11 protein-coding genes are annotated in these 21,329 nt (G+C 43.9%); 3 read left to right on the top strand and 8 right to left on the bottom strand.

Annotated features, from left to right (window positions below; translation table 11 throughout):
• Positions 1 to 89 precede the first annotated feature (89 nt).
• From BDE36_RS16520 to BDE36_RS16495, 6 genes are read right to left on the bottom strand one after another with little or no spacing between them, the layout of a single operon-like run.
• Complete coding sequence (locus BDE36_RS16520) at positions 90 to 1,760, bottom strand: endo-1,4-beta-xylanase (protein WP_141815737.1); 1,671 nt, start codon at positions 1,758 to 1,760, stop codon at positions 90 to 92.
• Between the two features lie 22 nt (positions 1,761 to 1,782).
• Positions 1,783 to 2,751 (bottom strand): DUF5627 domain-containing protein, encoded by a 969-nt coding sequence (locus tag BDE36_RS16515; protein WP_141815736.1) that lies wholly within the window; start codon positions 2,749 to 2,751, stop codon positions 1,783 to 1,785.
• A gap of 42 nt (positions 2,752 to 2,793) precedes the next feature.
• On the bottom strand, positions 2,794 to 4,548 hold the full coding sequence (locus tag BDE36_RS16510; protein ID WP_141815735.1) for a RagB/SusD family nutrient uptake outer membrane protein: 1,755 nt from the start codon (positions 4,546 to 4,548) through the stop codon (positions 2,794 to 2,796).
• Positions 4,549 to 4,578: 30 nt separating this feature from the next.
• Positions 4,579 to 7,497: a SusC/RagA family TonB-linked outer membrane protein gene (locus BDE36_RS16505; RefSeq protein WP_141815734.1), complete on the bottom strand. Its 2,919-nt coding sequence runs from the start codon at positions 7,495 to 7,497 to the stop codon at positions 4,579 to 4,581.
• A gap of 28 nt (positions 7,498 to 7,525) precedes the next feature.
• Positions 7,526 to 9,421: a RagB/SusD family nutrient uptake outer membrane protein gene (locus BDE36_RS16500; RefSeq protein ID WP_128770602.1), complete on the bottom strand. Its 1,896-nt coding sequence runs from the start codon at positions 9,419 to 9,421 to the stop codon at positions 7,526 to 7,528.
• 10 nt (positions 9,422 to 9,431) lie between these two features.
• A complete protein-coding gene (locus tag BDE36_RS16495) occupies positions 9,432 to 12,614 on the bottom strand; it encodes a SusC/RagA family TonB-linked outer membrane protein (RefSeq protein ID WP_170205923.1) in 3,183 nt (1,060 codons plus the stop codon).
• 689 nt (positions 12,615 to 13,303) lie between these two features.
• Here BDE36_RS16495 and BDE36_RS16490 point away from each other — a divergent pair.
• Both BDE36_RS16490 and BDE36_RS16485 read left to right on the top strand, forming a co-directional pair.
• On the top strand, positions 13,304 to 15,754 hold the full coding sequence (locus tag BDE36_RS16490) for a glycoside hydrolase family 95 protein (RefSeq protein WP_235904357.1): 2,451 nt from the start codon (positions 13,304 to 13,306) through the stop codon (positions 15,752 to 15,754).
• A gap of 34 nt (positions 15,755 to 15,788) precedes the next feature.
• Complete coding sequence (locus BDE36_RS16485) at positions 15,789 to 16,619, top strand: alpha/beta hydrolase (RefSeq protein ID WP_141815732.1); 831 nt, start codon at positions 15,789 to 15,791, stop codon at positions 16,617 to 16,619.
• A 41-nt stretch (positions 16,620 to 16,660) separates the two neighbouring features.
• Here BDE36_RS16485 and BDE36_RS16480 read toward each other — a convergent pair whose 3' ends face one another.
• Both BDE36_RS16480 and BDE36_RS16475 read right to left on the bottom strand, forming a co-directional pair.
• Complete coding sequence (locus BDE36_RS16480) at positions 16,661 to 18,238, bottom strand: glycoside hydrolase family 43 protein (protein ID WP_141815731.1); 1,578 nt, start codon at positions 18,236 to 18,238, stop codon at positions 16,661 to 16,663.
• 24 nt (positions 18,239 to 18,262) lie between these two features.
• Positions 18,263 to 19,132, bottom strand: a complete 870-nt coding sequence (locus BDE36_RS16475; protein ID WP_141815730.1) for a sialate O-acetylesterase — start codon at positions 19,130 to 19,132, stop codon at positions 18,263 to 18,265.
• A gap of 420 nt (positions 19,133 to 19,552) precedes the next feature.
• On the opposite strand from BDE36_RS16475, the gene BDE36_RS16470 reads away from it, so the two are divergent.
• Entirely contained in the window at positions 19,553 to 21,298 is a 1,746-nt protein-coding gene (locus BDE36_RS16470; protein ID WP_141815729.1) for a glycoside hydrolase family 43 protein, read from the top strand.
• Positions 21,299 to 21,329 lie beyond the last annotated feature (31 nt).

The following is a 21,329-nucleotide window of genomic DNA, read 5'->3' as shown; positions in this document are numbered from 1 at the left end:
ATAGCTTATAATTGGTGTTTGACAGAGCCTGTATGTTCAACACAGGGAGCGCGGTGAGACAACTCCCTGTGTTTGATCTGAAAATATAACTATTTACCCTTTAATGCTTCGGCTACGCCTACATAAGCAGGTTTACGGGTATACCCTTCGGTCCAAAGTCCGATTGGCTCGCCTGCCCGCCAGCTTGAGCTTGCAGGGCTGTCGGTTGGACTCCAGATCGTGATCCCGTAACGCTGATTTGCCGGAATGATCTCAAAATATTTATCGATAATGTATTTGTACATCACTTTCTGAGCTTCATACTGTTCTGCAGTTGCATTAGTTGTTTTTGTGTTGTTGCCCAGGCCGATATCCAGTTCGGAGATCTTAATTAATTTTCCGGTTGCAGCCAGCATCGTAAACATCTGCACAATTTTATCTTTGTCGCTGTTGATATCGATATGCATCTGTGTACCTATGCCATCTACCCGTGCGCCTTTACTTTCTATATATTCTACATAAGCAATCAGGCCCCGGCATTTATCTAAACTATATTCCAGGTTATAATCGTTGATGAATAATTTATCGCCGGCATTTCCATGTTCCCGGGCCGTTTTAAAAGCTTCTACAGCATAGTCTTTACCCATGTAATCCTGCCAATAAAATTCATCAGCGGCGAGAGTCTTTCCTAAACCTGTTTTTAGTTCGGCCGGACGGCCATCATCCATGGGTTCGTTTACTACATCCCATGCCTTTACATAGAATTTACATGTATCAACCATGCCGGAAATAAATTGCCTTAGGGCACCTGTGATAATTGTTTTCTTTTCTTCCGGTGTTTTTACTATCTCGCCTGAATTCGGATTAACACGCTGGAGAGATATGTTATCTATGTAGATGGTTCCTTTGTATCCTCCAAAACTAAAAAGAAATCTCTTTCTGTCACCCGTGGTGGTCTTCTTTTCAAGTTCCACGAGCTTCCAGTCTGTAGTAACTTCAAATGACCCAAAATCATCACCGCTATAATTTACCGGATTCTGCATTGCCGCCGAAGCAGCACCCGCTACGGTACCTTTAACATAGAACTTAAGTTTGTAAGTTGATCCATTTTGAAAGGGCGTGCCAAAATCATACGCCGTTTGAGCCTCCCACGGATTAACTACTGAGGGGTTTGTCATGTACATGCAGTATCCTGTAGCCCCGTAACCCTGGCCATTTGCGCTGATACCTCTTTGGGACGAGTTTCCCCAGCCTCCCCAGTTAGAAGTATTGCCCGTCTCAAAATTGCTGTTTGCTATTAAGTTCTCTTCCAGCGCAGGACCTTGTCCGGGAATGACTGTCGGTGCAATTATACTGTTTAAATAAGTGGCATTTTGGTTGGCATGCCAGCAGAGCGTGTGCCCATAAACCGAAATGCCGGCGCTCTTTGCTGTTGCCAGCAAGGTCTTTACGTTTATCAGGTCCAATTTACCATCGGCTTGGACCACAGCACCGTGCTTCATTTCATAGCCGAGTACAATCTCATTGAAATTGGAATTTGCCAGTCGATTTTTTACGCCTTTACTAACATATTCTGAAAGAGAGAGAGCTACTCCAAATTTGAAATTAGAAAGGGTTTCTTCTTTCAGATACGTTTTTAAAGGCTGATAAGCATCTATGATCTCCTGGTTAGAAAAGCTCGCGGGTTTTTCTACATAAAAGTCACGTAATTCATGCTTGGCGCAGGAAGCCATTATCATAGAAAGGGTAAGGCTTAATGCTATTTTATACAAATTTTTCATCTTCCATTTTTTAAGCTTAAAACTATTTGCTTACAGGAGTAAAGGTTTCCATCTTAACCCCGCGGTCCCGCGCTACTAAAGTATCCGTCGAGGAAACATGCCTGTCTGTTAGATCAATTTCATAATTGAGATAAAGAGCATCCCTGTCTTTAGCCCCCCAACTGTTCTTTTCTCCTTTCTTTACAAATTTTCCGTTTCCTGTCGCTGTGAAGGTATTGTCGCCGTTAGTAATTGTACAATTTCCCGAGCCATCAAAATTCAAAAGCAATTTGCAGGTGATATTCTGATTATTCTGATCCTTAAAGATCACGGGAAATTCGGCAACAGTTAAGGATCGCGTACTCACGGAAGAGACTTCGTCCGATTCTACGTATTGTTTATGTCTTACAATAGTTTTATTCAGAGATGTATTTCCATTTTTTCCCGTTTGCACGTCTTTACCTCTCCGAAGATAATTCCCATGCCACATATTGATATATTTAACGGCGTACAATACATAACTTTTGCCTGCCAGCATAGAATCAGCATTCACTACGTTAGTCATTTTCAAGGGAATTACATAGGTGTTCTTTAATGAAAGTGGATCTCCAAAGAAAGCGTCGGTTAATTGTACCTGTACGCCACCTGTAATTTGCCCTTTGGAAATCACAATTTTGTCGGAAGCAAGATTATAATAATTTGAAGGCATAGCGATAATATCACCACCCGTATTGAATTCCATATTGGCAGCGATCGAATTATCTACACGAATGCCGATAGTTACGTCGCTTTTATTTTCATAAACGCCACCCGTTGTAGCCATGATTTCACATTTATGCTCGTTATCCAGCGAGGTGTCAAAAACGTCTTCACCAAGAGTGATGGTCCTGACGGGCCCCTGGTAAGCAAAGTATACCGACTGAAACTCGTAATCGTCAAATTCCCAGTCATCGTTTTCGCAGGAGCTTAAGCAAACCGAAGCCGCCAGTATCGTATATAATATCTTTTTCATTTTCTTGTGATTTTAATCTTTTCGCATTTTATACCGTAATTATTACCATCCTGCATTTTGAACGAGCTTGTTGTATTTCAAGACTTCGCTGTAAGGAACAGGTCCGTAGATCATGTAGGGCTGATAAGCCCTGTTTTCTACATCAATTATTGAATAATTGCCGGCAGAAATACGCATACCTTTTGCCGTTTCATTCAGATCGGCATTCCATCTGCGCAAATCCCAGAAACGGAAGCCCTCAAAGCATAATTCCAGCCTTCTCTCATTCCGGATTAGCTGTCTCATGGCATTTTTGTCGTTTTTAACCGACTCTAAATAAGGGTCTCCATTTGAAACTCCTATGCCTGCCCTGGTCCGGATCGCTTTGATTACACTGTACGCTGAATAAGCATTGCCACCAGTTTCCAGGGGCCCCCAGGCTTCATTAGCAGCTTCTGCGTAGGCGAGATATATTTCGGTATACCTGATATGGGGGGTATAATGCTTCTGAGTAGTGGTTGATGACGGATTAAGATTGACGTCCTGTCTCAATAACTTTCTGAGGTAATAGCCGGTACGGGTAGAGGTCTCCACTTTATTCAATCCGTCATTTGTCGTGCCATCTTCAGAAGTATTGATTGCTGTACTGGATGTTCCGGCAGTAGCACCATTCACCAGAATGTAGAGCCTCAACCGGGGATCGCGATTGGTATAGGGGGCGGCAGCATTATAGCCGCTGTTTGCTACATCAGAAATAGGATATCCATTGATCATTGGGAAAGCATTAACCAGGTTTTGTGTTGGATTTAACCGGCCGCTGCCATTTAAAGTAGGAGGGAAGTGATTTCTTTCAAGGTCGTTACTTGTACCTATATTTCCCCGCCATAATATTTCAGTAGGGTTAGCTCCTGCTGCCAGCCCGTCGATTCCACCAGTACTATTGTTATACCACTCCAGATCTTTATTCGTAAGATCGGTTATTCCGCCTTTCAGGTCAATAACCTGCGCCGCCAGATTGGCTGCTTTTTCCCACTTGGCTACATCTCCGGTGTTATAAGCCGGACTTGCCGCCAGTAATGCTGCCCTCACCCTGATACCTTTTGCGATCCGGCCGGTCATACGTCCGATAAAACTGCCGCCGAAGACACGATGGTAATTGTCTGCGCTTACATTACTGTATTTTGAAGGGACAGGTGAGGAGTCGGAGTAATCCAGGGGCAGCAATTCCTCGGCACTATCGAGATCTGCATACAACTGGTTGAGACAGTCATCAAAAGTTGCCCTGGGCTGATTGAAATCGGAGGTTAATGTTTCATGCTGCAATAATATGGGAACGCCCAGCAATTCGCCGTTTGCTGCCTTGCCTCCATGGCACTGAAGAAGATAGAATATAAATAATGCTCTGAGACCATAGGCTTCGCCCTTCATCCGGTCGTTAAACATTTTGCTGATGATGGGATCTATAGCCCATGCTACACTATCCGTTACAGCAAAAAATTGGTTTAGATATTGAATTGCCGACCGGCTGTTTCTCCATTGATCTACGGGATTATTCATTGCAGTCCATTGGCCCGTCGCCATTCTAAGAAATCCGCTGTTCCTGTCGTTTGTTACGGCATCATCAGTAGCCACATCATTAAAAGAATAGGAATTTGTGGGGAGTCTTGTATATCCGTTAAGTAACAAGCCCTGCGCATACGTTGCATCTTTGAATGCATTTTCGAGTTCGAGGTTATTCTCTATCGCAGGTTCGAACATTTCCTCGCAACTGCAGAACAGAACGGCCATCGAGATACAGATTAATAATATTTTTCTCATGTTTTAATAATTTAAATTACCAACCTCTATTTAAAATAGTGCCTTTACACCAAGATTATAGAACCTGGTTTGCGGGGCCGAGCCTACGTTGAGTTCAAGAATATCTCTCTCTTTAGCTATTGTAAGGAGATTAAACCCATTGACATAAGCTCCAAATTCCTTTATAAATCCCTTGCCCAACATGCGGGCAGGAAACTGGTAGGATACCTGCACTTTTGCCAGGTCGAACCTGTCGGTACTGAAAAGCCAGAAATCAGAATCACGATAGTTGTTGTCACTGGTTCCTGTTGTGAGCCTCGGAAAAGTAGCAACGTCTTTAGTTTCTTCCGTCCATCGTCCCCGGACAACTTCAGAATATTTATCCTGACCATCTACCCAAAAGTAGTTGCCATAACTATTCGTGTTTTTCATGGCCTTTGCTCCGAACCGTCCGGCACCCAGCGCAAAAAAGGTAAGGTTTTTCCATTTAGCTGTTAGATTTACGCCCAGCGTTAACGGCGCACCAGACCAGCCTCCTCTTCCTAAATAAACTTCATCACGCGTGTCGACGATACCATCGCTATTCTGATCTTTGTATTTAATGTCGCCCGGTTTCACTCCTCCGGAAGCAAGGGTGGATTGATCTGGAGAATTGGCTATGTCTGTTTCGTCCATAAAGAAGCCGTCGCTTCGCAATCCGAAAATTGCGTCGAGTGGTCTTCCTGTTCTCCGTTGGTAATCATATTCATATTGACTGTCTGAGGCCCTGCTGCTCGCTTCAGTTTGATAATATGTACCATTAAAGCCAAGAGTCCAGCCCACTTTGCCCAGTTGTTTGTTGAAGTTCAGGCTGAAATCAAATCCTCTGCGCTGGTCGTTGTCATAGTTTACATAAGGAATATCAGAGTAAACCGGCCATCCTGTTGAGAGATATATTGGATAAAGGGATGTCGGTTGTACGATATTACCTTTCGTTTGACTGAAAAAGGCATTTCCGCTGAACCCGATAAAGTCGTTCAATAGAGATCCTTCAATACCAAAGTTGATTTCCCTTCTCTGGGGAAAAGTCATATCGAAGTTATTGCCCCTTCTTCTGTCAAAACTGTGCACCAATTGTCCGTCTTTCCAGCTGTACCATGCTGCATTATTATAGGTATAATATCCCTGATACAGATAATAGGTTGATATATCCAGGTCGGTATTTAAAATACCCGCTGATGCAGTAATCTTCAGGTTGTCAATTGCTGAAACATCTTTAAGGAAATTCTCTTCGCTAATTCTCCACCCTATGCTTAGTGTGGGCGAGAATGCAGCCCTGTTTCCTTCAGGCAGTTTTGCCGAGTAAATATATGCGCTGCTGAAATCAGCGTAATATTTCTGAGCGAAATTGTACGCTAACTGTAGCCCAAGGTTAGCATTGTTCGTTTTATGATAGACCTCCGATTCTCCAATATGGAAGCCATACCCGAGCAATGTCCCCGAGACGTTATGGTTTTTACCAAAAGTACGGTTATAATTAAACTGCCCTGAAAACGCTATGTTCTGACGATAATAACTGCTACTGATATTCTCTGCGCCTGTTTTCGAATCGTCGCCGTATTTTGTAAGTCCGCTGATTTGATCGTAACCTGCATAATTGTTCCAGCCAGCCTCATAAACAGCATAATTATTGTTATATGCCTGAGTAAAGGATGTCAGATAATCGATAGCTAAAGTCGATTTAAAAGCTAAACCTTGCAGTAACCCACTCAGGTCGAAATCTACTCCGGTGTTGAACTGAAACTGGCGGTTTATATTCTTGTTTGATCCCCCGGCATAAATACTCGCGAAAACATTGGTTTGATCCAGCTGCGTTCCACCCAGCAAGTATTTTCCATCAATGACGTAGTTACTGTTATTCACATAAATCTGAGACGGGTCATCACCGTTTTCAAGCATACTGATTGGAATAAGAGGAGAAAACCGGTTAGGGCGAACGGTGGCAGAGTTTCCCCAGTAATCTGTGTTAACCCCTTTCCCCGTATAAAAACTGGCAGATGCATCAACATTTAACTTGATTACCCTGTTCAATTTTACATCGATATTTCCGCGCAGATTGAACCTGTTGGAACGATTATTCCCGGCAGCTTCTCCAAAATTCAACAGAGATCCATTTGACCAATAACCTATGTTAGTATAGTATCTGGCTGTCTCATTCCCTCCGGATATCTCTGTAGTCAGATCGTAACGGTTATAACTGTCGCTTAGATATTCAGAGGAATAAAAATCGATATTGGGATACCGGAATGGGTTAGATCCCGACGCGTGGTTGTAAATGGCTGCGGTGCTGTATAAATCAGTCAAACCGTCGTTTCTGCGGGCTTCGTTGTACAAGGTCATGTATTCTGCCGATCCGAGATATTCAGGATATGCTTTAGGAGTATTTATCCCCGCATTAGCCCTGACATTGACTTTTTGTGCGTAACTTCCACCTCTTTTAGTGGTAATATAAACAACACCCTTGGCTGCCCTGCTTCCGTAGAGGGCAACTGCTCCAATGCCTTTCATTACCGTAATCTGGTCAATCTCGGTAGGCAACACGTTATTAGCATCTCTTGGAAAGCCGTCCACTAATACCAGATAACTGCTGTTTCCCCAAATATTTCCATGGAAACCCGGAGCTAGAGCTTCGAGGTTTTCCAAGCTATATGTTGCATAGTTTTTTTCCATTAACCTTGAAACGTTGACTACCGAAACGCCTCCCAGCAGATCAGCTTTGTTAACCCTTTTGAACGCTACCTGTACAAGAGAGTCTTTATCGTCCTGCAAAACAACCGAATCCTGTTGTGGGGACTTCGGTATTGTTGTGCTCTGTTTTGTCCTGGCACTTGATTTATTACTTATTTTGAAAGCAGCCTTTTCCGAAGTCAATGCGGGCGAACCCATTGCGACGGTGAGGCATAGTGCTATTCCTATTTTTATTGACTTCATTTTTGTCTCTTTTGATATTTAACAGCTTTTACCATCCGGGATTTTGTGGAAATTCTACATACATGTTAACATCCACATTCTTGAGCGGTAACCAATAATGTTTCTCAGAGAATTTTCTTTCCAGAATCACAGTTTCCCTTAAATTGGCGACTTTGTTTTGACTGGCGTCTGTTGTGCTGAATGTGCCTGTCCGGTCAAATTCGACAGATTTTTTCAAAGTGTATGGTTTTTCAATCAATAGACGCCATCTTCTGAGATCGTTAAAACGGTGTCCTTCAAAAGAAAGTTCAACCGCTCTCTCTCTTCTTACTTCTCCCAGAAAAGCATCAACAGAACCGAGGAACTTTGCGTTTACCAAAGCAGCTCCCGCTCTTGCCCTGATTACGTTGATGGCTTCTACAGCTGTTTTACTGAATTTCGGATCTTTACCGTTCGGTGAGTTGAATCCCATCAAAGCTGATTCAGCGTACATCAGATATACATCTGCAAGACGCAGATAGGGTACATAAATATGGAGGTTATTGCCCCAACTATAAGCGTTATCGTATTTATTAGCGGTAGTGGGGACGAATTTGCGAAGTACATAGCCAGTACGGCTGCCTGTACCTACATCCCTATAGCTACCACCGGTAAATAGATTGGCATATCGATTGGGTTGTTCATCAGCATTGGGAATTGCTCCCTGCACGAACTTTACACCGTCGAAGACAATATCATTATAGAAACGGGGATCACGGTCTTTCCAGGGGAATTGCGGATCGTAACCCGATTCTGCGTCTGCTTTCGTGATGTCGGGTATGGGAAGGCCGTTTTTCATCCCGTAGTTGTCTACGTAGTTCGCTGTTGGCACAAACTTAAGATCACCTTCGGAAACCACAACCGGAGTGTATTGCTTACTGGTTCCCCAGTTAGAATTGTTTGCAGAATAATAAGGTCCTCTGAAAATCGCTTCGGTACTACCTGGAAGAGCCCAGCCTTCACCTATAGTATAGAAGTTTTTGTAATAGTTCGGAAAAGTAACCAGACTATACTGCGTAGCGCCGCTTTCTGTGAGGCTTAAGAGCTCACCGAAAGCCGCCGCTGCCTTCTTACAATACTCAACGTTATAGGTTTTGCTTCCGGTGGATTCGTAGTTCATCAGGGGACTACCTGCCCACAGGTAATTTTTACCTAAATAGGCGAGGGCCATTATTTTGTTGATGCGCAATTGGTTTTTACCCAGGGTTCTTTTCCCTGGAGCGGTTTCATCCCAATTTACAGGTAAAAGATCAGCAGCGGCTCTGAAATCGGCAGCGGCTTTGTCGGCGCACTCACTGTATTTGAGTCGTGGTAACCGGATATCGCCAATGCTGGGCAGTACGGTGTCGATATAGGGTAAGCCTCCGAAATATTCTATTAAGCGGTGATGGAACCAGGCGCGAAAAAATAAAAGCTGACCCTTTACCAAATTCCGTTCTTCCTGTGTCGCGTCGGTCATCAGGTCCATGTTGGCCAAACCGATGTTGGCTTTACGGATACCATACCAGGCAGCATTCCAAAGGTCTTTATTGAATCGGTTATCCTGTGCTGTACTTGTGGTAAAATCACTCTGGTTCATCCAGCCGGAGCCCCATCCATCAAATTCAGACTGCCAGCCCCAGAAATTGCCATCATCTATTTTATGGATAAAATGAAAGTTACCGGCGGTTGAGGTTATTTCGTCTTCGCCCCAATTCCATGAGTTGGTCCAGTAATTATTACTGAAGTTGACTATACAATTGTATAATTCTTCTGTAAAGCCCTGAAAATTCGTAAAATTTTTAAATGCTTCCTTCTCGGAAATATTGGTTTCTGGATCCTTGTCGAGGTATTTCTCGCAGGACGAAAGGCCAATACATACCCAAACGATAAAGCAAGATATGATAGTTTTTATATACTGTTTCATGGTATTTCTTTTAGAAGATAATATTAGCACCTAAATTATAGCGCTTTACAGTAGGGTAGGCTCCCTGAGAGGCCCATCCGGTTCCCGCAAAGTTCGACTCCCGGTCATCAGGCATCTTAGTCCAGACCGCCAGGTTGTTTCCATTCAGAAAAACCCTCAAACTCTCTATGCCGATCTTTTTTATGAAGCTGTTCTCTTTACGGAAAGTATAGGCAACTTCTGCATTCTTCAGACGGATATACGATCCGTCAAACATATACCTGCTTCCCGAATTATAGCTGCTTGGTGTTGATAGCCAACGCGGAAGGGGTACGTCTGCACCTGTATTATCTTTTGACCAATACGATCCTTCGTCATAAACGAGATGATTTTGCCCGGACAAGCTACCGAAAACTACCTGACGTGTGACATTATTTACTCCGTAGACCTGCACGAAAGCGGTGAATCCCTTCCAGTCCAATCCTAAGGTAGCATTAAAGGTATGCTGGGGCACCGATGGAAATGCGTAAGGTATGTTGTCCTTTGAGTCGATAACCCCATCTGCATTGTAGTCAAGAATATGATAATTGCCCGGCAATTTCTGAGCATCTCCGTTATCAGCTACTGTGCTGGCATAAAGCTCGTCCCATGTATTGTAGTAACCCGCGCTTACATACGAATAACTTTGACTGATTTGCTTCCCCATGCGTTTTTGGTATTCGGGTAGCAGGGCAGCGTCATCTGCTTCAAGAACCTTGTCTTTAGAACGGGTATAATTTATGTTTCCCCAAATGTGCCAGTTGGGATTCAACTTTTTATCAATAGCCAGTTCCAGTTCATATCCCTTGTTTTCAACAATCCCAAGATTTGCAGTCGGTGGATCCACTCCATAATATGAAGGAACGGCACGGCTGTCTCCGGTAAGCAGGATGTCTGAGCGTTTATCCCTAAAGAAATCAAGCTTACCCGAAATCAAGCCCCTGAAAAAACTAAAATCAGTACCGATGTTGATTTTACTTACTTTTTCCCAACGTATATCCGGGTTGCCCAAAGCGCTTTCTCTATACCAGACATAAGGGCTGTTCTCTGAATCCACACCTGTTACACCAAGCCTGGTCTGCTGACCATAAGCCCATTGAGTAAGATAAAGCCAGCGTGCCCCTCCACTGTCGTCTCCAATCTCACCATACGAACCCCTTAGTTTTAAATTATCAATAAAAGTAAGCGGCTTCATGAATTTTTCTTCAGATATCGTCCAGCCTATCCCTCCTGATGAAAAGAAAGCAAAACGATTTTCGGGGCCAAACTTTGATGATCCATTGTAAGAACCATTGTATTCTACTATGTATTTATTGGCATAGTTATAAGTTGTTCTGAAAACCCAGTCCTCGCGATTAAATGGTATTTCACTTCCCGTAGCGTACTGGTTTCGGTTAAACAGGCCCATCGCCGTGATATTATGTTTGGCTCCCAAAGTTTTGGAATAGTTTAGCTGAGCCTGGTAGAAAAGCCGGCGATAAGTAGACCAGTCTTCAACCGCGCCTGCGCTTGTAGCCCAGTTTATTCCATTCTGAAAATCGAAACGATTAGTGGCGTCGAAAGCCAGTTGGTAGGTGGTTTGTCCGGTTTTCGGATCGACCCATTTGGCCTGAACATCATTATATAAATCATTCACCCCCCTGTCTCCCTCAACAAAAGTGTTGTCGAGTGCAATGGTTCCCTTAAAATTCAGACCTTTTACCAGGCTGCCTAAATCCTGATCCAGAATGAAGTCGGTGGTTATCCTGTTGGTAGTAGTGTATTCTATACCACTCATAGCAAGGTTCCTTGCCGAGTTTAGTCCGCGTTGGACGTTCGGGGCATGATACCCCCACGTTCCGTCAGAGTATTGGGGGATGAAAACGTCGGGTGCAGTTGAATATGCTGATATCCAGTAACCATAATCTCCGTTAGAAGCTCCCCAAGGCATCTTTTTAACTCCTCTGGATCCGGAAAGATTGACCTTCAGAATAGTAGGTTTAAATAGCTGGAAATCGAGGTTGCTTCGCATGTTTAAACGGTTGAACCCATATCCAGGTTCGTACCCGCGATCATTCTCAAAAGTCCTGAACAGGTCGCCTTCGTACAGGTAATCTGCATTGGCAAAATACTTTACTTTATTAGTGCCTCCTGAGATATTCAAATTGGCATTGTGAGACATAGCGTAGTTCTTAAACAGTACTTCATCCCAGTTTACATTGGGATATCGCTCAGCTTCTGTCTGATCGGCCGGATAGCGGTATTTATCAATAATTTCCTGGGGGAGATAATCGTTCCAGCTTTCCGGACGTAGTGCGAGCTCGTACTCAATCACTTGATTTCTGATCCGCAGAGCATCGTAAGCATCATACTTTCCTGGCAGTTTGGAGGGCACCTTAACTACGTTATTTATAGTTCCGCGAATGTTTGCGCGGCCTTCATTGCCTCTTTTGGTGGTAATGAGAATGACCCCATTAGCTCCTCTGACTCCGAAAACAGCAGTTGCCGACGCATCCTTCAGTACAGACACTGATTCTACAGAACCTATATCAACACTTGTCATCGGGCGTTCTATTCCGTCTACCAGGATCAAGGGACTGGTATTGTTCCATGTACTTCTTCCTCTGATCAGGATCTGAGGGTCTTCTTCTCCTGGCATACCCGTACTGGCAGTCGTTACAACTCCCGGTACATTTCCGGTCAAAGCAGCCCCGATGCTGGACACTCCTCCAGCTCTTTCGAGTACTTTTCCTGTCGTTTGAGCGACGGCAGCCACAATACTTGCCCTTTTCTGTATCCCATAGCCAATAACTACTACTTCGTCGAGTTTAGCCATATCATCCCGCATTGCCACTCTTATTTCGGCTTTTCCGCGGATGTCGACTTCCTGTGTGTGCATCCCAACGTATGAGATAACAAGTATTTGCTTGTCGCCAGGAACGACTAGGGTGAACTTTCCGTCGACATTTGTTAGGGTCCGTATCGTCGTCCCTTTGACAGTAACCGTGGCTCCTATGACAGTATTTTGCTGCTCGTCCAGTACCGTTCCTTTAACAGTACGTTTTTGTTGTGCCGTGGCACTAAGGGCCAGAAACATCATAATAAGGTGTGTAAGATGCAGTCTGGTTAACAGACGTTTCCCCAAGGAGCACTTGAGAGATACGCCCTTTTTTACTTTTAGTATTTTTTTCTTCATTCTAAGATATTGTTAAAGGGGAAATAGGTTGCTTATAGAATTTATTCCTGATGATCCCTGAGTACGTTTTAATTCGAGACATCGGATATAGGCGGAGCTTTAGAGTGGTTAGTCCTTTTCATGATTCTATTGGGCTTAGTTTTATAATAACCGTGTTGTTATTAATACTGACTTTAGGATAAATGACGACGTTATCATTTAAGCTAACATGAGTGATGTTATGTTGGTGGCTTCATAAGCACTGTTTTAATTGGTTAATGGTTTATATAAGTTAGTTTTATATGGCGATGAATAAATAAGCCACCGCCATCTTCGGCTCTGTTTACATGGACAGATCAAAAATATGCCCGTACTGACGAACACAATGATCCATGTGTCAAAAAAGGTAGGATAAATGTCAATTGTACATTAAAGCTTCAGCGCTCCGCACATTGATATGCTAAGGCTATGTAATTCAATGCGGTCACTTGTTTATAACAGTTCGGGTATTATAGACAAATCTGCTATTTTTTTGGTGATTCCTGTACTAACTTAATAGAAGCGGTATATAGCTTTGAACATACCTCTTTCAAATACTGAAGAAGCATTTGAATCCATAAATTTATAAACTATTAACACGAAGTTTTAAGTATACGATCCCAGGGATAATGCAGGCACTCAGATCTCCAATAATAATCAGATGTATAAGTTTGGCTGGTTTCATTTTTTCGGCATTTAACCTCTATTCTCAGAGTAATACCAGCTTAAAACTATGGTATAATAAACCCGCCGGAAACACCTGGACCGATGCCATGCCGCTAGGGAATGGTTTTCTGGGAGCCATGGTCTATGGGAATCCGGACCGGGAGATCATTTCTATCAATGAGGGCACTGTCTGGTCAGGAGGGCCAAACAGGAATGATAACCTTGAAGCATTGAAATCTCTTCCGGAAGTAAGAAAGCTTTTGTTTGAAGGGAAGTTTGCAGAAGCGCAGGCACTTGCCGGAAGAACAATGATTTCGAAAGCGAGTCAGGGCATGAAGTTTCAACCGGTGGGGAACTTATATCTTGACTTTAAAGGACACGGGCATCCCGATCGGTATTACAGGGAACTCAACATAGAGGATGCTGTTGCCCGGACAACTTACCAGGTAAACGGCATCCGGTTCAACAGGGAGGTTTTTACGTCTTTTACAGATAAAGCAGTTGTGATCCGCCTGACTGCCGATAAGCCAGGGAGCCTTTCTTTTTCGGCTTCCTTATCTTCGCTTCATAATTCGCTGAAGCAAATTGATTCAAAGGGCCGGATAGAGCTTAGCGGAACAACATCAGACCATGAAGGCGTGAAGGGAATGGTTAAATTCAAGGCATTGGTAAAAGTTGATACTGAAGGTGGAACGCAACTGTCAGCCGACTCTTCCATTGCAGTACGGTCAGCTACCAGTGCAACTATCTATGTCTCTGTTGGTACGAATTTTAATTCATACAAAGACCTTAGTGGTGATGCCACTGAGAGAGCTGAGCGGATGCTTTCGGCTGCAGCATCGAAGCCGTATCAGCAATTGCTAAAAGATCATATTACTTACTACAAGAAATTTTTTAACCGTGTGTATCTCGACCTCGGGAAAAGCCCCTCAGCATCTCAGCCAACTGACGTAAGACTGCGGGCTTTTGCAAGTGGCTACGATCCGCAACTGGTTGCTCTTTATTTTCATTTTGGTCGTTATCTTCTGATATCCAGTTCTCAACCGGGTGGGCAGGCAGCCAATCTTCAGGGGCTATGGAATAATTCTATGAGCCCGCCATGGGACAGTAAGTATACCATTAACATTAATACAGAGATGAACTACTGGCCTGCAGAGAATACCAATCTCAGCGAGATGCATCAGCCATTGCTTAGCCTGATTAAAGATCTTTCCGAAAGCGGCAGGGAGACCGCAATAGTGATGTATGGTGCTGGCGGATGGGTAGCTCATCATAATACAGATATCTGGAGGATCACCGGCCCTGTTGATGGGGTATATTGGGGGATGTGGCCGATGGGAGGGGCCTGGCTGTCTGAACATCTATGGGAGAGATATCTATATAGTGGAGACAACAGTTACCTCGCGTCAGTTTTTCCTGTTATGAAAGGAGCCGCTGAATTCTTCCTTGATCACCTGGTTGTCGAACCAAAACATGGCTGGCTGGTAGTGGCTCCGGGGGTTTCTCCTGAGAACGAGCCTAAAAAACCCGGGTTCCAGGGTGTGTCCCTTACTTATGGGGCTACTATGGATAATCAGATCGTTTTCGAACTTTTGTCAAATACCATCCGTGCAGCCGAAATACTTAAAATGAATGATATGGCATTTATGAACCGGCTGAAGGAAGCACGGGGAAAACTGCCGCCAATGCAGATCGGAAAGCATGCCCAGTTGCAGGAATGGCTTGAAGATTGGGATGATCCGAATGATAAGCACCGCCACATTTCCCATCTGTTTGGTCTGTTTCCGGGAAAGCAGATTTTACCCGGTCAGTCACCTGAGCTGTTTGAGGCAGCGAGAAATTCCCTCGTTTACAGGGGAGATGTATCTACGGGTTGGAGCATGGGCTGGAAAGTCAATATGTGGGCAAGGTTTCTTGACGGAAACAGAGCCTGGCAGTTAATAAAAACACAGCTCACGCCCCTTGGAGTAAACAAGGACGGGGGAGGGACCTACAATAATTTGTTTGATGCGCATCCTCCTTTTCAAATCGATGGAAATTTCGGGTGTACCGCTGGAATTGCAGAAATGCTGATGCAAAGTCACGCGGGATCGCTCCATCTCCTGCCGGCATTGCCTGATGAGTGGAAGAACGGAAGCGTAAAAGGCTTGAAAGCAAGGGGAGGATTCGAAATCGTAGAGATGGTCTGGCAAGATTCCCGTATTAAAAAGTTGGTTATCAAATCAAACATAGGCGGTATTATGCGGTTGAAAGTTCCGACTCCGTTAAAGGCATCTTCCGGTGTATCTCTCAACTCCGCTAAAGGTAAAAACGATAATCCCTTTTATTACATAGATGAGATTGCGAAACCTGTTATTTCGAGCGAAGCGAAGCTTAAAGGGCAAAACGCAGGCACTGGTTTTACTTACGATGTTGTTACAACTAAAGGACGAACTTACAGCTATACTGGTAAATAGATACTCTTAATATAACGAACCACTCAAAAATGTTATGAAACACATATTTCTTTCTTTTGTAATTTTATCCATCTCGGGGGCTGCGTTCTCACAGCCAACCATGAAACAAGCACCTGCAGGCTTCGACTCTTTACGTGCAGATATCCCTTACGGCAAAATCGATACCGTTTCTTATTCTTCTCAGACAGTCGGTTCTGTCCGAAGGGCTCTTGTTTATACACCTCCCGGGTTTTCAAAAAGCAAAAAGTACCCTGTTCTTTATCTTCTGCATGGGATCGGGGGCGATGAGAAAGAATGGTTTAATCAGGGCAAGCCCCAAATCATTCTTGATAATCTGTATTCCGAAAAGAAGATTCAGCCAATGATTGTAGTGCTTCCAAACGGAAGGGCAATGAAAGACGATGGGGCAACGGGTAATATTATGGCCCCGGATAAGGTTGAGGCCTTTGCCATTTTTGAGAAAGATCTGCTTAATGATCTTATCCCTTTTATTGAAGGAAAATATCCAGTGAAAGAAGAAAGGGAGAACCGTGCTATCGCCGGATTATCAATGGGGGGCGGACAGTCTTTGAACTTTGGGTTGGGCAACCTGGATAAGTTTGCCTGGGTAGGGGGATTCTCATCTGCTCCCAATACGAAAGTTCCCGAGCAACTTGTCCCCAGTCCGGAGGAGGCACGAAAAAAGCTTAAGCTGCTTTGGATCTCCTGTGGTGACAATGATAATCTCATGTCCTTCAGCGAACGGACGCACGACTATCTGATAAGGGAAAATGTACCACATGTTTTTTATGTTGAACCAGGGGGGCACGATTTTAAGGTATGGAAGAACGACCTTTATTTGTTTTCGCAATTGTTGTTTAAATAAAAGAAGAAAAAGCCTGCCGGTTGTACTACGGCGGGCTCCTTTTATTTCTTTTCCGTCAACCTGTCACTTATGCGGAAGAAGTCGAAATCCACATAACCGCCCTGTTTTTTTGTCGCGTAATTAAACAGTCCGAAGCGATATCCCATAAAATGAGGCATTGTATACGACATTTTCAGAACGCTGCCTATTGACGTCCATGTTCTGCCATCAAGGCTATAATAGAAATACCCTTTGTCGGCCCTTTCTTTAAAGTCACATGCAGCTTTCAGGTAAACCATTTTTTGATTTAGAGGAATACGTTGTGCCTCAACGGGCGCACCGGAGTCTGCATTTACCATGACAACCGAGCGTTGTCCCCCGGCTTCCGTCTTTACACCCACCCAGCCGTATCTGGCCTGCAGAAGCACGAGACCTGCACAGTCACCTTCTTTCATTCCCGACACGTCCATAACAGTTACGCCTGAACACTCCGGTCCAAAAGTGCGCTGCGTAATTGTATTACGGGCAGAAAGAATAGATGAGTCGGTTCTTCCCGTAGTAAGGCGAAGAAAACCGGGATGCTGGTTTAATGACCAAAGTTGATTATCAGGATTATGATTCCACTGCCAAACGAGAGGAAGCGGTTTGTCTGTTTTTTTCCTGTTGAATTCGTCGGATGCGACAATACCCGGGTTGTATCCCCGGCTTGCCGGTAGGTTCAGCTCATCGGGGGCTTTATTGTCAACGCCCAGCACAGGCCAGCCGTCCTGCCAGGAGACAGGCACCAGGTAAGGGATACGGCCTACAGATCCAAAGTCGCGGAACAAATAGGAGTACCATTGTCCTTGTGGCGTACTGATTAAACCACCCTGGGCAATACCCTTATCCTGCAATGCTACCCGGCCCTCGTATGGTCCTGTGATTTTATCGGCACGGTGGACGATCACTGTTCGCATGCCCCCACGAGGCCAGCTTATATTGAAAAGATAGTACTTGCCATTTATTTTAAATAGTTGCGACCCTTCTGCCGGCAAGCCAATATTGGGCCCTGCCGGCGTTCCGGCATTTTCGATAATTACGCGGCTGTGTGATCCGGGCCTGATGCCCGAGAGGTCTTCGTTAAGCTCAGTAAGCATGATTTTTCCGCTGCCGTAGATCAAATATGTTCTTCCGTCATCATCGAAAAAAAGAGAATGATCATGGAATGCCGGTTTAAATGAATGAGACTTCCACGGTCCCTTCTCAATGTTTTTTGTACTATAGATATAGGTTTTGTCAGTTGTTCCGGCAAAGGTGCTGACGTAATAGGTGCCCTTGTGGTAGCGGAGGCTGCTTGCCCAGGATCCGCGGCCATACGTGCTTTTTCCGTTAGTTAAATTCAGTTCGTCCACGTCATCAAGTATATCATAAGCATAATTGACAATCTCCCAGTTGATCAGATCTTTTGATTTCATTATGGGCACGCCGGGACTCATATGCATGGTCGTACTGCTCATATAGTACGTGTTGCCCACGCGGATCACCGACATATCAGGAACATCCGCAAAAATGACCGGATTGGATGCTTTCTGAGCACAAATGGAGGTTGAAAAAATGAGCGCTCCAAGCAGTGGGAAGAGAAAAGCTATTGTTCTTTTCATCTGATATAAGGAAATATGGGCTTACTATTTTGATTTCTGTTTTTTGTCTTCTTCCCTGATCAGTGAAAGCATCTTTTCGCCGTACCTCTTTCCCAACTCTCTGTATCCTGCAGCATTAAAGTGAAGGTTATCGGGTGCTGTAAGGCACCCTGCAGAGGAAATAACATAAGCATTTGGGATGACAGCGGGCAGCGTTGCTATAATCTTGTTCATGCTGGCACACTTACCGCCCTGATCTTCACCCACAACTTCTCCTGCAAGCAAGGGCACCCGACCGATGCCCAGGTCCGTCAGGATGCTTTCGTAAACCGTTTTGACCTTCTGAGGCCACTCAGTATCACCTGTATTTGATTCCCCCTGATGTAATAGAATGCCTTTTATCACTCCGGCCTTCATAGCCAGTTTTGCCATTTCTACAAGTCGGCCATATGGATTGCCATCATATTCTTTTACCATGTTTTTCAACCAGTCGGGAGATGTTGATACATAGCTCTGGTAATGACCCTTATCGAACAATTCTATTTTACAACCGCCAACCGAAACATTGATGACACCTATCTTAATATCTGATGAAAGTCCGGCAGTCATTGTTCTTCCAAAGTAGTCTGCCGGCGTAAGACCAGTCCGGCATCTGCAGAGAGGCGGAACAGCGGCGTACCAGTTACCCATAGATCTTCCCAGGTCAGGGCAGTCAACAGCCTGAAGCACTCTGAAGCGTTCGTTAGCTACGGTGTCCTGGGCCTCAAATTTTGCATTGCCTTCCATATTTGATTGTCCGATGCACAGAAATATATAGAAGTTCTTGTCCTGTGAAAATACATTACTATGTGCAAAGAGTAAACTTGCAAATGCCAGTAGTGTTAGTTGAACATTTTGTTTTAACCGGATCTTCATACTTTTATTTTAGGTTTTATTGTGTTTCGAGCTTGTAGCAAATGTCATCAGCTTGTTCTAAAAGTAGTTCGCATGGTTAATTGACAGGCTGAGATACATCTTAAACAGAAACAAATTCCGAATAACCTGTCAAAACTAAGCTATAGAAGAGTAAGCCAAAGACCATCCCGTAAAAAAAGATAGTATAAATGTCAAATGCCTCCTATGTATACGATTTACTGAACTTCTTAAACATTGGTGCTACTTATTTATACTTTTTAACCATTTCGCCAATTATCATGGTGTTAGTTTTGGCATTGTGGAGAGCAGCGTAATTACCTGCCTTATAAAAAAAACTAACACAATATACTCAATAGCGAATTGTAGCCTTGAATAGTGAAAATATCATCGTGCTGCTCTAGTTAATTTTATTTAGTTATAATGAGAAAAAAAGGGTTTAAATCTACTTTCAATCTAAAATGTCGCGGAGCAATTTTGCTGGCTGCAATGTTGTCAATGTTTGATGCATCCTCGCAGGAGGCTAAAAAAACAGTAAAGAACGCACCTGTTTTCAGTGAGTTCAGTTATAGAGGAGATGACCAGATATATAATGAAAATCCTCTCCATGCAGATGAGTTCTATACTCCTCTGTTGCAGGGTTGTTATCCCGATCCCAGCATTACACGAAAGGGGAATGATTACTACCTTGTAAATTCATCGTTTGCCTTTTTTCCCGGAGTTCCGATTTTCCATTCTAACGACCTGGTGAACTGGAAACAGCTAGGGCATGTGCTTGACAGGCCCTCGCAACTGAAAGTACAGGATGCAGGAATCTCGGCAGGAATCTATGCTCCTGATATTAAATATAATCCGAATAACGACACCTTCTATATGATAACCACCCAATTTGCCGGTGGGATAGGTAATATGGTAGTGAAGACAAAAGACCCGGCGAAGGGGTGGAGCGATCCTATCAAGCTTCAGTTTGAAGGTATAGACCCCTCGCTTTTCTTTGATGATAATGGAAAAGCATACGTTGTTCATAATGATGCCCCGCCAAAAGGAAAAGCTTTATATGAAGGGCATCGCGTAATAAAAATATGGGAATACGATGTTCAAAACGACCGTGTCGTTCCCGGGACCGATAAAATAATTGTCGACGGAGGAGTTGATATTTCTCAAAAGCCCATCTGGATTGAAGGCCCTCATATTTACAAAAAGAATGGAAGATATTACCTGATGTGTGCAGAAGGCGGCACTGGTGGCTGGCATAGTGAGGTGATTTTTGTTAGCGATAAACCTACCGGACCTTTTATACCGGCTAATAACAATCCTATTCTTACTCAAAGATACTTTCCTGTGAACCGGGCAAATAAAGTTGATTGGGCTGGCCACGCAGATTTAGTAGAAGGACCGGGAGGTAAATATTACGGTGTTTTTCTCGCTATCCGGCCGAACGAAACGAACCGTGTTACAACAGGCCGTGGGACATTCATTCTTCCGGTTGACTGGACCGGAGAGTTTCCTGTATTTGAAAACGGACTTATTCCTTTAAAAACGAAATTAAAAAGCCCTGCAGGCGTTAAAAACCTTACCGGACAAAACGGCTTTTTCCCGAATGGCAACTTCACCTTCACCGATAACTTTGCAGAAAAGGTGCTTGATTACCGGTGGATTGGTGTCCGGGGCCCCCGCGAGGACTTTATTAGCCTGACAAAAAACGGCTTGAAGATCAATCCATATAAGCAAAATATAAAAGCAGTTGCCCCTACGTCCACTCTTTTTTACAGGCAGCAGCATAATACCTTTGATGCGACGGTGACGGTAAAATATGTTCCGCAATCAGAAAAAGACCTGGCGGGAATTGTTTGTTATCAAAGAGAAACGTTTAATTACGTATTCGGACTTACAAAGAAGGGAAATGAAAACTATTTGGTTTTGGCAAGAACCGAAAAAGGCAAGACTACGATAATTGGAAGTGAGAAAATAGATATCAGGAAGCCGGTACAGTTACAGGTTGTGGCAAAGGGAGATAACTATCAGTTCAACTATTCGACGGATAAACAACAGTTTAAGAATGTGGGAGGAACCGTTTCTGGTGACATATTGTCAACGGATGTTGCCGGGGGGTTCACAGGTTCTTTAATCGGATTGTACGCAACTGCTGAAAACGATATTACTCTTTAGGAGCCAAGTTGCCAGGGCAAAGATACTGGTA

Origin of the sequence: Arcticibacter tournemirensis (genome assembly GCF_006716645.1) — a bacterium.
GTDB classification, from domain to species: Bacteria; Bacteroidota; Bacteroidia; order Sphingobacteriales; family Sphingobacteriaceae; genus Arcticibacter; species Arcticibacter tournemirensis.
The sequence above is the reverse complement of the archived record's forward strand: the minus strand, read 5'-3'. Positions and strand labels throughout refer to the sequence as shown.